Origin of the sequence: Enterobacter sp. SA187, from assembly GCF_001888805.2 — a bacterium.
Taxonomy (GTDB): Bacteria; Pseudomonadota; Gammaproteobacteria; order Enterobacterales; family Enterobacteriaceae; genus Enterobacter_D.
The window spans coordinates 3,724,208-3,737,412 of record NZ_CP019113.1 but is presented as its reverse complement, the minus strand read 5'-3'; the positions used below and the strand labels follow the sequence as shown (position 1 = coordinate 3,737,412).

At 53.9% G+C, this 13,205-nt stretch carries 16 protein-coding genes and 3 tRNA genes; 10 read left to right on the top strand and 9 right to left on the bottom strand.

Features of this window, described 5'->3' with window-relative positions; translation table 11 throughout:
• The first annotated feature begins 49 nt into the window (after window positions 1-49).
• From pgsA to BMF08_RS17970, 4 genes are all read left to right on the top strand, one after another.
• Complete coding sequence (gene pgsA, locus BMF08_RS17985; RefSeq protein ID WP_072568894.1) at window positions 50-598, top strand: CDP-diacylglycerol--glycerol-3-phosphate 3-phosphatidyltransferase; 549 nt, start codon at window positions 50-52, stop codon at window positions 596-598.
• Window positions 599-748: 150 nt separating this feature from the next.
• Window positions 749-824: transfer RNA gene (locus tag BMF08_RS17980), tRNA-Gly, on the top strand.
• A gap of 52 nt (window positions 825-876) precedes the next feature.
• Window positions 877-950: transfer RNA gene (locus tag BMF08_RS17975), tRNA-Cys, on the top strand.
• Between the two features lie 12 nt (window positions 951-962).
• Window positions 963-1,048, top strand: a tRNA-Leu gene (locus BMF08_RS17970).
• A 113-nt stretch (window positions 1,049-1,161) separates the two neighbouring features.
• On the opposite strand, the gene BMF08_RS17965 is transcribed toward BMF08_RS17970, so the two are convergent.
• The 3 genes from BMF08_RS17965 to BMF08_RS17960 all read right to left on the bottom strand — a co-directional run bounded on the left by BMF08_RS17965 (window position 1,162) and on the right by BMF08_RS17960 (window position 2,726).
• Complete coding sequence (locus tag BMF08_RS17965; protein WP_234007190.1) at window positions 1,162-1,818, bottom strand: LysE family translocator; 657 nt, start codon at window positions 1,816-1,818, stop codon at window positions 1,162-1,164.
• Between the two features lie 76 nt (window positions 1,819-1,894).
• The gene (locus BMF08_RS21495) at window positions 1,895-2,113 is read right to left on the bottom strand and encodes a helix-turn-helix transcriptional regulator (protein WP_199775933.1); all 219 of its coding nucleotides are present in this window, start codon (window positions 2,111-2,113) and stop codon (window positions 1,895-1,897) included.
• Between the two features lie 22 nt (window positions 2,114-2,135).
• Complete coding sequence (locus tag BMF08_RS17960) at window positions 2,136-2,726, bottom strand: AraC family ligand binding domain-containing protein (protein WP_199775932.1); 591 nt, start codon at window positions 2,724-2,726, stop codon at window positions 2,136-2,138.
• A gap of 154 nt (window positions 2,727-2,880) precedes the next feature.
• On the opposite strand from BMF08_RS17960, the gene BMF08_RS17955 reads away from it, so the two are divergent.
• Window positions 2,881-3,546, top strand: a complete 666-nt coding sequence (locus BMF08_RS17955) for a YecA/YgfB family protein (protein ID WP_072568892.1) — start codon at window positions 2,881-2,883, stop codon at window positions 3,544-3,546.
• A 61-nt stretch (window positions 3,547-3,607) separates the two neighbouring features.
• Here the strand turns inward: BMF08_RS17955 and tyrP are convergent, their stop codons facing one another.
• The 3 genes from tyrP to yecR form a co-directional block, all read right to left on the bottom strand.
• Window positions 3,608-4,819, bottom strand: coding sequence for a tyrosine transporter TyrP (tyrP, locus tag BMF08_RS17950; protein WP_072569471.1), 1,212 nt, complete (start codon window positions 4,817-4,819; stop codon window positions 3,608-3,610).
• A gap of 146 nt (window positions 4,820-4,965) precedes the next feature.
• Window positions 4,966-5,463: a non-heme ferritin gene (gene ftnA / locus BMF08_RS17945; RefSeq protein WP_072568891.1), complete on the bottom strand. Its 498-nt coding sequence runs from the start codon at window positions 5,461-5,463 to the stop codon at window positions 4,966-4,968.
• Window positions 5,464-5,662: 199 nt separating this feature from the next.
• Window positions 5,663-5,998 (bottom strand): YecR family lipoprotein, encoded by a 336-nt coding sequence (yecR, locus tag BMF08_RS17940; protein ID WP_072569470.1) that lies wholly within the window; start codon window positions 5,996-5,998, stop codon window positions 5,663-5,665.
• A gap of 248 nt (window positions 5,999-6,246) precedes the next feature.
• Here yecR and BMF08_RS17935 point away from each other — a divergent pair, with 248 nt between their 5' ends.
• Entirely contained in the window at window positions 6,247-6,885 is a 639-nt protein-coding gene (locus BMF08_RS17935; protein WP_072568890.1) for an RpiB/LacA/LacB family sugar-phosphate isomerase, read from the top strand.
• 33 nt (window positions 6,886-6,918) lie between these two features.
• Here the strand turns inward: BMF08_RS17935 and BMF08_RS17930 are convergent, their stop codons facing one another.
• Complete coding sequence (locus BMF08_RS17930) at window positions 6,919-8,340, bottom strand: MFS transporter (protein ID WP_072568889.1); 1,422 nt, start codon at window positions 8,338-8,340, stop codon at window positions 6,919-6,921.
• Window positions 8,341-8,554: 214 nt separating this feature from the next.
• Here BMF08_RS17930 and azuC point away from each other — a divergent pair, with 214 nt between their 5' ends.
• Both azuC and BMF08_RS17920 read left to right on the top strand, forming a co-directional pair.
• On the top strand, window positions 8,555-8,638 hold the full coding sequence (gene azuC / locus BMF08_RS17925; protein WP_088218881.1) for a stress response protein AzuC: 84 nt from the start codon (window positions 8,555-8,557) through the stop codon (window positions 8,636-8,638).
• Window positions 8,639-8,755: 117 nt separating this feature from the next.
• On the top strand, window positions 8,756-9,007 hold the full coding sequence (locus BMF08_RS17920) for a DUF2766 family protein (RefSeq protein WP_072568888.1): 252 nt from the start codon (window positions 8,756-8,758) through the stop codon (window positions 9,005-9,007).
• Between the two features lie 100 nt (window positions 9,008-9,107).
• Here BMF08_RS17920 and BMF08_RS17915 read toward each other — a convergent pair whose 3' ends face one another.
• Both BMF08_RS17915 and BMF08_RS17910 read right to left on the bottom strand, forming a co-directional pair.
• The gene (locus BMF08_RS17915) at window positions 9,108-10,451 is read right to left on the bottom strand and encodes an anaerobic C4-dicarboxylate transporter (protein ID WP_072568887.1); all 1,344 of its coding nucleotides are present in this window, start codon (window positions 10,449-10,451) and stop codon (window positions 9,108-9,110) included.
• A 181-nt stretch (window positions 10,452-10,632) separates the two neighbouring features.
• Window positions 10,633-11,136 carry a non-heme ferritin-like protein gene (locus BMF08_RS17910; protein ID WP_072568886.1) on the bottom strand — a complete coding sequence of 168 codons (504 nt, stop codon included), beginning with the start codon at window positions 11,134-11,136 and terminating at the stop codon, window positions 10,633-10,635.
• Between the two features lie 199 nt (window positions 11,137-11,335).
• On the opposite strand from BMF08_RS17910, the gene BMF08_RS17905 reads away from it, so the two are divergent.
• Window positions 11,336-11,893 carry a DJ-1/PfpI family protein gene (locus tag BMF08_RS17905; RefSeq protein ID WP_072568885.1) on the top strand — a complete coding sequence of 186 codons (558 nt, stop codon included), beginning with the start codon at window positions 11,336-11,338 and terminating at the stop codon, window positions 11,891-11,893.
• A 319-nt stretch (window positions 11,894-12,212) separates the two neighbouring features.
• On the top strand, window positions 12,213-13,202 hold the full coding sequence (locus BMF08_RS17895; RefSeq protein ID WP_072568883.1) for an arabinose ABC transporter substrate-binding protein: 990 nt from the start codon (window positions 12,213-12,215) through the stop codon (window positions 13,200-13,202).
• The last annotated feature ends 3 nt before the right edge of the window (window positions 13,203-13,205 follow it).

Below are 13,205 nucleotides of genomic sequence, written 5' to 3'. Positions count from 1 at the left end.
TAGCAACATAGAGCTAATTTTTACTGACAACAGACAGTTACCCGTCACTATGCGATTTAATATCCCGACGTTACTAACGCTTTTTCGAGTCATTTTGATCCCGTTCTTCGTGGTGGCATTTTATCTGCCGTTCGTCTGGGCTCCTTTTGCATGTGCGCTGATTTTCTGCTTTGCGGCGATCACTGACTGGTTTGACGGGTTTCTGGCACGGCGCTGGAATCAGAGCACGCGTTTTGGCGCGTTTCTCGATCCGGTCGCCGATAAAGTGCTGGTGGCTATTGCGATGGTGCTGGTTGTCCAGCACTATCACGTATGGTGGGTAACCTTACCGGCGGCAACTATGATTGCGCGCGAGATCATCATCTCTGCGCTGCGTGAGTGGATGGCGGAAATGGGCAAACGTAGCAGCGTGGCCGTGTCCTGGATCGGTAAAGTGAAAACCACGGCGCAGATGGTGGCGCTGGTGGGGCTGCTGTGGCGTCCTAACCAGCTTACGGAATACGCGGCCGTAGGCCTGCTGTTTGTGGCTGCGGTGCTGACGCTGTGGTCTATGCTGCAATATTTAAACGCCGCGCGCGGCGATTTGCTTGAACCGTGATCGTTTCGCCGTAAATTTCAGCAAACGATCCTGAGTTTGAAAAAATATCGTTGACTCAGTGCGTCAGGTAAGTAGAATGCATCGCATCAGACGGCGGCACTGCTTGCCAGAAGATAGTAAAATCAAGTGATTAGCTAATCACAAGATATTGCGGGAATAGCTCAGTTGGTAGAGCACGACCTTGCCAAGGTCGGGGTCGCGAGTTCGAGTCTCGTTTCCCGCTCCAGTTAATAGCATCGGCATATTGCGGATGCTGGTCGCAAGACCTGAAGATTTTCGGCGCGTTAGCAAAGCGGTTATGTAGCGGATTGCAAATCCGTCTAGTCCGGTTCGACTCCGGAACGCGCCTCCAATTTCTTCCCGAGCCCGGATGGTGAAATCGGTAGACACAAGGGATTTAAAATCCCTCGGCTTATGGCTGTGCGGGTTCAAGTCCCGCTCCGGGTACCATGGGAAACATCGAATAAAATCAATGATAAGCAGTGTCGTGTAAGCCACCTTCGGGTGGTTTTTTTATGCCTGAAATTTGCCGTTTCTGACCTGATTGCTCTCATCCCACTAACTTATCGTGACAGTTGCAGCACGTTGATCACAATAACGCTCAGTGCCAGACAAATCAGGATCACCCCCGAAATCCGCTCCACAGCGGGTAACACTTTCGAAAAAGTGCGCAGCACTGCATCATTCCCGATAAAGATCGCCACCAGCAAATCCCACAACAGCACAACGCTGAACATCCACACGCCATAGACAACTTTCAGTCCGGGCGCAGTACCGGCACCGCCGATTAACGTCGCCAGGCTGACATAAAAGAGCGCATTTTTAGGATTGAGAATGCCCGACATAAAGCCCATACCGAATTCACGCCAGCGATCTGTGAGATCAGTCTTCTCTGTCAAAGCGGCTTCCGGAGTCATCTTGTGTCCGGTGAGGGAGCTTGCGCCAGCAAAACGAATAAAAAGCTGGCCGACATACAGCAAATAGCCACAGCCAGCGAGCTGAATGGCGATAAACCCTGCGCTGCCCGAGCGGAAAAGCGTGATCCCGCTGAAGGCCGCGAGAATAAACACCCCGTTTGCGACGGCTATTCCCAGACAGACAAAGGCGGCATGACGCCAGCCCGCTTTAATTGAGGTACGCGCAACCAGAAAGAAGTCCGGGCCGGGGGAAAGTAGCGCCAGAAAATGTGCGGTTGCCACCAGAAGAAATTGTTGCATCATGCCATCACCCTCTAAGAAATTTTTCCTACAGGGTGCAGGCTGACAGGATGATTGTATTGAATAAAATTGCAGGGACTCAGGCCCGATAACAGCCTGGCGTGACGCCGGTATGCGCCTTAAATACGCGCTGAAAATGGCTTTGATCCGCAAAACCCAGTCGGTATGCTATATCGGTAATTTCACTGCCTGACTGCAGCCACTGGCGCGCCTGATTCACGCGCCTGTTGAGCTGATAAGCGTGCGGCGTCATACCGGTGACGGCACGAAAAGCTCTGATAAGCTGATACCGACTCATATCGGCGATTTTCGCCAAATCTTCAAGCGGCAGGGGCGGGCGTTTCGATTTCCTGCAACTGGCTGATCACCCGCGCCAGTGCCCCGTTGCCCTGGGGTAGCTGTGCGGCGAAAGTTTCCACCCGATCATTCTCACAGGCGCAGTCACCGATAAATTCTATTAGCGCGGCATTTTTGTCTTCCGTAGTGGCTGCTGAAAAGAGGGTGTCATTAAGCTGGCAAAACCGGGCATAGACCGTCTGGTTATCCGTGAGGCGAATTTCATTTTCGCGAATAAGGCCTGCTGAGGAAGGACCAGTTTCTGCCAGTAACTGGCGTAGCCAGGCGGCATCAAGATGCAGCATCTGATAGCTCCAGCAATCATTAGGCAGGGGATTACAGGCGTGAACACAGCCCGCCGGAATGAACACCATCATGCCGGGATGCAATGCAGAAGGGCCACCTGACACGCCGGTAAAATGACTTCCGCCCGCATCCACTGCGCCAATAGAAAAGGTGGGATGACTGTGCGACTTATAACACGCCCGGCTATGACAGGCGCGACGGGTCTCTACATGCTCCATCGCCGGATCGCGCCAGAATTCCGCGGAATGGTGGCTGTGTCTGTTGAACATAGTGTGAGATCCTTAAACCGATCGGCATAACCGTGTGTGCAGGGTAGAAAGGAGAACACAGTTACCTCTGCATCGCCAATAATTTTGCTACTCACCTGTGGTAAAATTTCTTTTTTATGGTGCGTATTTCGCACCTCACCGAGGAATATGCACAATGAAAACCGGACCCCTGAACGAGAAAGAGCTGGAATGGCTGGAAGACGTACTGATGAAGTACGGTACGGAGGCGTCCATTATGGATGTCTCAGAGCTGGATGGCTTACTCACTGCGGTACTAAGCTCGCCGGTGCCGGTTGAGCCGAGCCAGTGGCTGGTGGCGCTGTGGGGCGGTGCTGACAAGGTGCCGAACTGGTCGTCGGAAAAGGAGATGGAGCGTTTCATGATGCTCGCTTTCCAGCATATGGACGATATCGGCGATCGTCTGGCCGAGTATCCGGAACAGTTTGAACCGCTGTTTGGAACGCGCGACGTGGAAGATCAGGAGCTGACCATTGTGGAAGAGTGGTGCTTCGGTTATCTGCGCGGCGTCAGCCTGAGCGACTGGTCATCCTTACCGGATCCGTTAAAGCCAGCGCTGGCGGCCATTGAACTGCACGGTAAAGAAGAGAACTTCGAACGTGTGGAGCAGATGACGCCGGAAGCCTTTGAAGAAAGCATCGAGGCGATTAAACCTGCGGCGCTGGCGCTGTATGACTACTGGGCCGACAATCAGCAGGAAATTGAAGTGGCGAAGCCGTTCACCGCCGGTGAAAAAGTGGGCCGTAACGACCCTTGCCCATGCGGCAGCGGTAAAAAATTCAAGCAGTGCTGCCTGCACTGATAGTCACTTGCACCAGCTTGCCGGGTAAGCGCTGCGCCACCCGGCAATAAAAGAAGCGCTATTAACCCACCTCGGGCAGCAAACCGGCTGCAATACAGAACTGCACGGCAATCACCGCGATCCCACACAAAAACACCAGCGCTAATGCAGGCTTGCCGCCGCTGACGCGATAGCTCGTCTGCGGATTATGCTTACGACTTTGCCACGCCAGCAGCGACGGGATCAGCAGCGCCAGCACGGCAAGCGCCACACCGGCATAACCCAGCGCCATCACAAACCCACGCGGATAAAAAAGGGCAAAAGCCAGCGGCGGCAGGAAGGTGATCGCCCCGGTCTGTAAACGTCCGGCAACGTTATTGCGACGATTAAACAGATCCGCCAGGTAATCAAACAGGCCCAGCGCCACACCCAGGAAGGAGGTGGCCAGCGCCAGGTCGGCGAACAGATGCACCGCCAGTTCAACGTGCGGTGAGGCGACCACTTCCCGCAGCGCCTGTAATAACCCGTTCAGCCCGGCCTGATCCGCCAGTAAACCCATAAAGGTGGAGGAGTTGATGCTGCCCAGCGTCGCCAGTTGCCAGAAAATATAGGCCACAAGCGGAATGGCGCTGCCGGTAATAAATACCGTGCGCAGCTTACGGATGTTGCCATTCATATAGCTGACGATGCTCGGCACGCTGCCGTGAAAACCGAAGGAGGTGAAAATTACTGGGATTGCCGACAGCGCCAGCGCTTTCTCCAGCGGCAGGGTCAGCAGATTGATTTTGTGTACGTGCGGCATTAACAGCGCCAGCATGATCAACAGAAAGAGGATCTTGGCGCTGAACAGAAAGCGGTTAAACAGATCAACCAGCGACGTGCCCGCGCAGACGACGCCGCCCGCAATCAGGGTAAACAACAGCACACCGGCGACCGGTGAAACGGTGATGTCGAGCCAGGAGCCGAGGCTTGCCGCCAGCAGTTCGCCCGCGCCTGTCATATAGGCAGCGGTAAGGGCATACATCAGAAACATCATACTGAAACCGGTGAGCCACTGACCGTAGCGGCCCAGGTAGCGACGCGCCAGGGAGCCCAGCCCGGTATCGGCAGGGACGTGCTGATACACTTCAAGCAACAGCAGGGCGGTATAACACATCAGCGCCCACAGGCCGAACAGCAGCACTAAGGTCACGCCAAATCCCACCCCAGCCGCCGCCAGCGGCATCGCCAGCATACCGGCCCCGATTGTCGTTCCCGCGACGATAAAAACACTACCCAGCGTCCGATTCTTCACGCTTTCCTCTGCCCATAAACCATTGCACATTCGAATATGCGGCGCAGAGTAAGGGAAAATGACAGTCTCGTCAAACAGGCGTTACAGATGGTGTAATTTAATATTTACAGAGGTTTAAGGCGGTGACAGTGTCACCGCCGGAAGTATTACTTTTGGGCGTCGAGGGTCGATAGTTCTTTATCAATGAAATACAAGCCTTCGCCGCTTTTACCCGCCAGCGATAATTTATCGATAACGGATTTAAATAATTTTTCTTCTTCGTGCTGTTCGGCCACATACCATTGCAGGAAATTAAAGGTCGGATAATCCTGCGTGGTCATTGCCACGTGCGCCAGTTCATTAATTTTTTGCGTGATCAGCTGTTCGTGTTCATAAGTGGAACGGAACAGATCGTCTAAAGACGCATATTCCGCAACCGGCGATGGAATAGTATTAATACACGGCAGGCTGCCGGTATCGGCCAGATAATCAAACAGGCGTTGCATGTGGGTCATCTCTTCCTGCGCGTGGCGGCGCAGGAAGGCTGCCGCGCCTTCGAAGCTGTGGTAGCTGCACCAGGCGCTCATCTGCTGATAAAGCAGAGAGGAGTAAAGCTCCAGATTCATTTGCTCATTTAATTTTTCGATCATTTCTGCTTTAAGCATGATACGGCTCCAGGGAGTGCGCAATGAATAATGGCGCCACTATAATTTGTTATTTAATTATTTGCAAAAGGTAAAATAGAATAATTAATTTGAATGGTAATGTGAATAATACGCATTAGATGTGAAGGTTAAATTACCTGAGAATAATTCTTTTTATTATAAATAAGCGCCACCTGCGTAATAACGCAGGTGGTAAAGATTAATAATAGCCGGTGGCGGCAGGCGACAGCGCCAGCCCCTGACACTGGTATTGCAGGGTGATTTTTTCATTAAGGCACAGTGAACCGCTGAATACACTACAGGTACGGATCGGCTGACCGTACGCGGCGGCGGTGGCATAGCCCATTTGCTGGCACTGACGCGTGGCGGTGCCGTGGGTGGTATACTCATCAAAGCGCGCATTTTGCAGCATGGCTTCGTTAAAATTCAGTCGTACCACACCGGTGGTCTGAATGACCTCGCTAACCTGCGGCTCTTTAGTGATGGTGCATCCTGCCAGCAGCAGGACTGCGGCGGCTAAAAGCATACTCTTCATGGTATCGCTCTGATTCAGTTTCGATGTTCTCATCCTACAACCTCTCTTTCCCGCCAATAGCCTGAATAGCCGGATTTTCTGGCCTTACTAATTGTAACGGCCAGCGAAGCGGGAAAAACTGTGAGCACCTCGCAACTTTTTAAAACGATTTTTCACTAAATTTGAAAGTATGTTTGCTTAGTAGTAAGGTTTCTAAAACGTTCGCTATTCACGGCGGGACATCCCGCAACGCTTCAGGAGAAGACACAATGAAAATTGCACTGATGATGGAAAACAGCCAGGCTGCCAAAAACGCCATTATCCTTAAAGAGCTGAAAACCGTCGCGGATGAGAAGAACTTCCCGGTTTTCAACGTCGGCATGAGCGACGAGAATGACCATCACCTGACCTACATCCACTTAGGCATCATGGCCAGCATCCTGCTGAACTCTAAAGCCGTTGATTTCGTGATTGCCGGGTGCGGCACCGGTCAGGGCGCGCTGATGTCGCTGAATATCCATCCGGGCGTGAACTGCGGCTACTGCATCGATCCGGCAGATGCTTTCCTGTTCGCGCAGATCAACAACGGTAACGCGCTGGCGTTGCCGTTCGCTAAAGGTTTTGGCTGGGGCGCAGAGCTGAACGTGCGCTTTATCTTCGAAAAAGCCTTCACCGGCCGCAAAGGCGAAGGGTATCCGCCGGAGCGTAAAGAGCCGCAGGTGCGTAACGCCGGGATCCTTAATCAGGTGAAAGCGGCAGTGGTGAAAGACAACTATCTGGACACCCTGCGCGCCATCGATCCGGAGCTGGTGAAAACTGCCGTTTCCGGTCAGCGTTTCCAGGAGTGTTTCTTCGAAAACTGCCAGGATAAAGAGATCGAAGCCTTCGTACGTGAAATGCTCGCATAACATCCCGAAAGGCCAGCGTTCGCTGGCCTTTTTTTATCCCTTTTTATTCGACACCGCACTGCCGGCATCTTTCGTCAGCCGCAGCGTATCCGCCATGCCCACCAGACAAATCAGCGCGATCGCCACGAATGCCAGGCGAAAACTGATCCCCGGCACCTCTCCCAGCGAGAGCCAGTCGCCAACCCGTTCGCCGATACGAATACCAATCGCCCCCAGCGTAATGCCCAGCCCCACCGCCAGCTGTGTCGCGGTGCTGAACAGCGTATTGGCGTAACTCATCTGCGCTGAAGGTACATCCGCAAAGGCCAGGGTACTGACGCCGGTAAACTGTACCGAGCGAAAGACGCCGCCGAGATAAAGCACCAGCAGGATCACCCACACCGGCGTCGTGGGCGTCAGGAAGGCGCAGGCCAGCAGCGCCAGCACATTGAGCGCGCCGTTGATCAGCAGCAGTTTTTTGAATCCCAGCCAGCGAATAAGCGGGGTGGTGACGGGTTTTATCGTCAGATTGCCGACAAACACCGCCAGCACCAGCAGCCCGGCATGAAAGGCATCCATACCAAAGCCCACCTGAAACATCAGCGGTAACAGAAAAGGCACGGCGCTGATGGAGGCGCGAAACAGCGAACCGCCGTACATGGTCACGCGGAAGGTCGGCACCTGCATGGCATCGAGACGTATCATCGGCCAGCGGGCGCGCTGAAAATGGCGCAGCGCATAAAACAGCGTGCCCGCGCCCAGCAGCAACATCGCCGCCGTCAGCCACCCCTGCGGCTGCTGCGCGCCCAGCAATTCCATGGCATACACCAGGCTGACCATCGCAATAGCCGTGGAGAGGAAACCGGGCATATCGAAAGGCCGCCGCTCCTCCTCGCGAATATCCGGAATGATGCGCAGCGCCAGCGCAATGGCGATCAGCCCCAGCGGTACGTTAATAAAGAAGATCCACCGCCAGCTGGCGAAACTGGTAATAAAGCCACCCAGCGGCGGGCCAATGATAGGCGCGACCAGGGCGGGCCAGGTAAGGGTGGCGATGGCGGTGATCAGCAGATGCTTGGGGGTGGTGCGCAATACTGCCAGCCGTCCGACCGGCACCATCAGCGCGCCGCCGATGCCCTGTAAAATACGCATGGCGACAAACCACTCCACGCTGACCGCGAGGCCACAGAACACCGAGGCGAGGGTGAAGATCGCCAGCGCCGAGGCGAAGACTTTACGCGCGCCGAAGCGGTCGGCGATCCAGCCGCTGGCCGGGATCAACACGGCCAGGGTGATCAGATAGGCGCTGATACCGATATTCAGATCGACGGCATCGACGCCGAAACTTTCCGCCATGTCCGGCAGGGCGGTAGCGATCACCGTACCGTCGAGAAACTCCATAAAAAACGCCCCGGCGACCAGCAGCGCGGCGGGAGAAACGCCGCGTCTGGCCTCCGGTTGGGTGCTGTCACTCATTTTTGGTCTGCCATTTTAAAAAAAATTTTAAATTTTTACAGAAATGAAATGTCCGTAACTTACGGATTTATCATGCATTTTTTAACAAAACTAAAATATCAATGCGTTTTTTAATGTGATGGGCTTCACAAACTGGTTGATTTTTGTGATGCAGGTCATATTATGTGCACACAGAAACATAACACCTGCATAACAAATTTCTCCGGAGCAAAAGATGAAACTGCGTAAGATCCTGAAAAGCATTTTTGAAACCTACTGCAAAACTTTCAAAGACGTCCCGCCTGGCGCGATGTTCTGATAAAAAAACCTGCTGCGGCAGGTTTTTTTATATCTGATGTACGCTGTGCAGGCCGGGCAAACTACCTTTTCGCAGCGCTTCCCGCTACTATGGCGTCCTTACTGAAAGGAGCCTTCCATGTCTGAATCCCTGAGTGCCGATCAAGAACTGGTATCTGACGTTGTCGCCTGCCAGCTGGTGATCAAACAAATCCTCGACATCATTGACGTTATCGCGCCGGTTGAAGTGCGTGAGAAAATGTCGCAGCAGCTGAAAACCATCGATTTCACCACCCATCCGGCTGCCGCCGATCCGGTGACCCGCCGCGCCATTCAGAAAGCCATTGCGCTGATTGAGCTGAAGTTCACGCCGCAGGGCGAGGCGCACTAGCTAAAGTAAACCTTCGTTTTGAATTATTCAAACGGATGTTTTCGAAGATCGGGCGCGGAAGCCGCGCTGAAAAAAGGCGGGGGCGACCCCGCCGGCAGGATCAGAACAGCGCCATCACCAGCGCATAGCTCGCCGCACAGGCACAGCTGACGCCAATCAGCCCCGGAATTATAAAGCTGTGGTTGATGATGAATTTCCCGATGCGGGTGGTGCCTGAACGGTCAAAGCCGATACAGGCCAGATCGCTCGGATAGGTCGGCAGTACAAAATAGCCGTATGACGCCGGGAAAAACGCCAGCAGCATTTTTGGCTCGACGCCCAGCATCAGCGCCATGGGCGCAACGGCAGTCAGTGCCGCCGCCTGGCTGTTGACCAGCTTGGACACCAGGAATAACACAATCGCGTAGGTCCAGGGATGATTCTGCACCACGCCCTCCAGCGCCACTTTTAACTCCTCCAGATGCGCCTGAAAGAAGGTGTCACTCATCCACGCCACGCCAAACACCGAAAAAATCGCCACCATCCCGGCCTTGAACACCGCGCCGCTGGAAATGGTCGACGCATTCACCTTACAGACGATCAGCATCACCGCCCCGGCAATCAGCATCATCATCTGGATCACCAGGTTCATCGACAGCGGCGTCATTTTGCCCTTCACCTCAAATGAGGGTCGCAGTTCCGGCAACGCGCCCAGTAATACCACCACAAGAATACCGGCGAAGAAGATCCAGGTTGACCAGTACGCCTGCTTCGGGAAGCGCTGATTCATTAAGGTGTCGCTGCTGCCGTAGATAAATTCCCGCTGTTTCGGATCGGTTAATTTCTGCTGGAACTCCGCGTCATCCGCCAGATCCTTACCGCGGCGCAGGCTCCACAGCGCGGCGACGGCCACGCCAAACAGCGAGGCCGGCACGGAGACGGCGAGGATCTCCAGGATGCTCCAGGCCTGCCCGATGCCGTGCTGCGCCGCCAGAATAGAGACCAGCGACACCACCGCCACCGAAACGGGCGAGGCGGTAATGGCCATTTGTGAAGCCACCGACGCCACCGCCATCGGTCGCTCCGGGCGGATACCTTTTTTCAGCGCGATATCGGCGATAATGGGAAACATGGTGTAGACCACATGTCCGGTGCCGCACAAAAACGTCAGCGTCCAGGTGGTGAAGGGCGCGAGCAATGTAATGTGCTGCGGGTGACGTCGCAGCAGTCGCTCTGCAAACTGCATCATTACGTTCAGCCCGCCGGCGGTTTGCAGCGTGGCGGCGCAGCCGATCACCGCCAGGATAGTCAGCATCACGTCAACCGGCGGTTTACCCGGTTGCAGGCCAAACACAAAGGTCAGTATGAACAGGCCGATACCGCTGATCAGGCCGAGGCCCATGCCGCCGAAGCGGGTACCCACCAGCAGACAGAGGATAATGACAATAAATTCAAGAGTGATCATGAAGCACCTGTGTAATTAAACATTGATGCTCTAAATCATTACATTTTGTAAGGTTGATCTTTGCGAGCCAGATCGACTTTGTTAAAACGCGGGTAATCAAGGGCTTATATACAATTTTGCAACATTGAGCTGCAAAAAATAACAACCCCGACGCGGGCCGGGGCTGGGTCTCAGTGGCGGATTAATGCTGCCGGAAATTAACGATATTAAGTAAATGCTGATCGGTTTGCGGTAAACCCATACCCGACAGCTGCGCGTTATGCACTTCCTCCATAATGGTCTGCAACAACAGGCCGTCCTGCTGCTGCTCTTTGTCCAGCTGCCGCAAAAATTCGAGCGTACAGGCATCGTTCATGGCCGCCGCTTCCGCCGTTAAGTGGGCGAGGGTGGCGCAGCGCTGCGAATACTCCTCAAGCATTTTTTTGAACAGATCTTCAAGGGTGGAATAGTCGTCATGGTAGGGTTCGGCGGCTTTTACGATGGGATTCGCCCCTTCGCGTTTCATGTATTCAAACACGCGCATCATTTGCGTGATATTGCCCTGCGCCTGGGTACGCAGGAAAGTGGCGGTTCCGTTCAGGCTGTGTCCGGCGCACCATTCGCTGAGCGACAAATAAAGACTGGATGCCTGAAACTCAAGATTCATTTGCGTGTTGAGTTTTTGAACCATTCCGACAATAGCCATAGCAAATATCCTTGTTATGAGTAACTGACTACAGCATAGAAAGATCGCGCTGATAATTACTGTGACCTGGAAGGCACTTAGGCGAAACGGCAGAAATTTACCGGGGATAAGTTTTACGTGCGATGGCTTTGAACTGGCAGTTTAATTTTACTGAAATTAAGTTTATGGTGAAGTTAACTCTTACCTGAAGGAATAAAAAATGAAAAAAGTGGCGTTATTACTCGCACCGGGATTTGAAGAAGCCGAAGCCATTGTCACCATCGATATTCTGCGTCGTCTGCATATTGAGGTGGAAACCCTGGCCTGCGCTGACACCCGCGCGGTGGAAAGCTATCATGCTATCCCGATGGTGGCAGACAGCACCCTCACCGAGCGGCTGGAGACGCTGTATGACGCGGTAGTGCTGCCGGGCGGGCCGCAGGGCAGCGTCAATCTGGCCGCCAGCGCGGAGGTGATCCAGTTTGTGAAGGCGCACGATGCCGCGGGTAAGCTGATTTGCCCGATCTGTTCGGCGGCGGCACGCGTACTGGGGGGTAACGATCTGCTGAACGGGCGGCGCTACGTCTGCTCCGGCGATCTGTGGCAGGGAGTGAAAAACGGCGAATATGTGGATGCGCCGGTAGTGGAAGACGGCAATCTGATCAGTGGCAAAGGTCTGGGGCACGTATTTGATTTTGCGCTCACGGTATCGGCACGCTTACTGGGTGACGACGCGCCTGTGCGCGAACACGCTGAACATATCTATTATCCCTGGTAGTGAACAGGCCCGGATGTGCAACGCATCCGGGCGACAAGGATAAGCTGGCTGACGTTATGGATAATTTTGCTGGCACCCGTCGCAATTGTCCGACAAATGCGCCTTTTTTTATGTCATTTTCCGCTGAATTTATGTACGCAATTACTGTAATTCTGCGGTGTGATGGCGCTCTCCTATGGATGATTAATTTCCCGCTAAAACTACTCTCCAGCAGAAGCATATCCTGAACAGTATCGGCTAATGCTTTGTTTTCTGTCTGATTAAAGAACAGAAAAACCGTTTTTCCCTACATAAAAGAACGCTAAAGCTGGAGTTAACCATGCACAAATTCACTAAAGCGCTGGCAGCCATCGGTCTGGCTGCCGTTATGTCACAATCCGCTATCGCAGAAACCATGAAACTCGGTTTTCTGGTGAAACAGCCGGAAGAGCCGTGGTTCCAGACAGAATGGAAGTTTGCCGATAAAGCCGGGAAAGATCTGGGTTTTGAAGTAATTAAAATTGCCGTGCCGGACGGGGAGAAAACCCTGAACGCCATCGACAGCCTGGCGGCCAGCGGCGCGAAAGGTTTTGTGATCTGCACGCCGGACCCGAAACTGGGTTCTGCCATTGTGGCGAAAGCCAAAGGCTATGACATGAAGGTCATCGCCGTTGATGATCAGTTCGTGACCGCGAAAGGCAAACCGATGGAATCCGTGCCGCTGGTGATGATGGCAGCAAGTGAAATCGGCGCGCGCCAGGGGCAGGAACTCTATAAAGAGATGCAAAAACGTGGCTGGGACGTGAAAGATACCGCGGTGATGGCCATTACCGCCGACGAACTGGATACCGCCCGCCGTCGTACCACCGGTTCCATGGACGCGCTGAAAGCCGCGGGCTTCCCGGAAAAACAGATCTACCAGGTGCCGACCAAAGCGAACGATATTCCGGGCGCGTTTGATGCCGGTAACTCTCTGCTGGTGCAGCATCCGGAAGTGAAACACTGGCTGGTGGTCGGTATGAACGATAACACCGTGCTGGGCGGTGTGCGCGCCACTGAAGGTCAGGGCTTTAAAGCGGCTGATGTCATCGGTATCGGCATTAACGGCGTGGATGCGGTGAGCGAACTGTCGAAAGCGCAGGGCACCGGCTTCTATGGTTCGCTGCTGCCAAGCCCGGACGTGCACGGCTATAAAACCAGCGAAATGCTTTACAACTGGGTGGAGAAGGGCGTTGAGCCGCCGAAATTCACCGCCGTTACCGACGTGGTGCTGATCACCCGCGATAACTTCAAAGAAGAGCTGGCGAAAAAAGGACTCGGCGTTAAGTAATAC

What these genes read in the sequence shown, in the direction of transcription:
- BMF08_RS17920 (WP_072568888.1), top strand. Translation starts at nt 8,756, where the DNA reads ATGTCTGAATCCCTGAGTGCCGATCAAGAACTGGTATCTGACGTTGTC.
- azuC (WP_088218881.1), top strand. Translation starts at nt 8,555, where the DNA reads ATGAAACTGCGTAAGATCCTGAAAAGCATTTTTGAAACCTACTGCAAA.
- ftnA (WP_072568891.1), bottom strand. Translation starts at nt 5,463, where the DNA reads ATGCTTAAAGCAGAAATGATCGAAAAATTAAATGAGCAAATGAATCTG.
- BMF08_RS17930 (WP_072568889.1), bottom strand. Translation starts at nt 8,340, where the DNA reads ATGAGTGACAGCACCCAACCGGAGGCCAGACGCGGCGTTTCTCCCGCC.
- BMF08_RS17935 (WP_072568890.1), top strand. Translation starts at nt 6,247, where the DNA reads ATGAAAATTGCACTGATGATGGAAAACAGCCAGGCTGCCAAAAACGCC.
- BMF08_RS17895 (WP_072568883.1), top strand. Translation starts at nt 12,213, where the DNA reads ATGCACAAATTCACTAAAGCGCTGGCAGCCATCGGTCTGGCTGCCGTT.
- BMF08_RS17965 (WP_234007190.1), bottom strand. Translation starts at nt 1,818, where the DNA reads ATGATGCAACAATTTCTTCTGGTGGCAACCGCACATTTTCTGGCGCTA.
- pgsA (WP_072568894.1), top strand. Translation starts at nt 50, where the DNA reads ATGCGATTTAATATCCCGACGTTACTAACGCTTTTTCGAGTCATTTTG.
- BMF08_RS17955 (WP_072568892.1), top strand. Translation starts at nt 2,881, where the DNA reads ATGAAAACCGGACCCCTGAACGAGAAAGAGCTGGAATGGCTGGAAGAC.
- yecR (WP_072569470.1), bottom strand. Translation starts at nt 5,998, where the DNA reads ATGAAGAGTATGCTTTTAGCCGCCGCAGTCCTGCTGCTGGCAGGATGC.
- BMF08_RS17905 (WP_072568885.1), top strand. Translation starts at nt 11,336, where the DNA reads ATGAAAAAAGTGGCGTTATTACTCGCACCGGGATTTGAAGAAGCCGAA.
- BMF08_RS17915 (WP_072568887.1), bottom strand. Translation starts at nt 10,451, where the DNA reads ATGATCACTCTTGAATTTATTGTCATTATCCTCTGTCTGCTGGTGGGT.
- BMF08_RS21495 (WP_199775933.1), bottom strand. Translation starts at nt 2,113, where the DNA reads ATGAGTCGGTATCAGCTTATCAGAGCTTTTCGTGCCGTCACCGGTATG.
- BMF08_RS17960 (WP_199775932.1), bottom strand. Translation starts at nt 2,726, where the DNA reads ATGTTCAACAGACACAGCCACCATTCCGCGGAATTCTGGCGCGATCCG.
- BMF08_RS17910 (WP_072568886.1), bottom strand. Translation starts at nt 11,136, where the DNA reads ATGGCTATTGTCGGAATGGTTCAAAAACTCAACACGCAAATGAATCTT.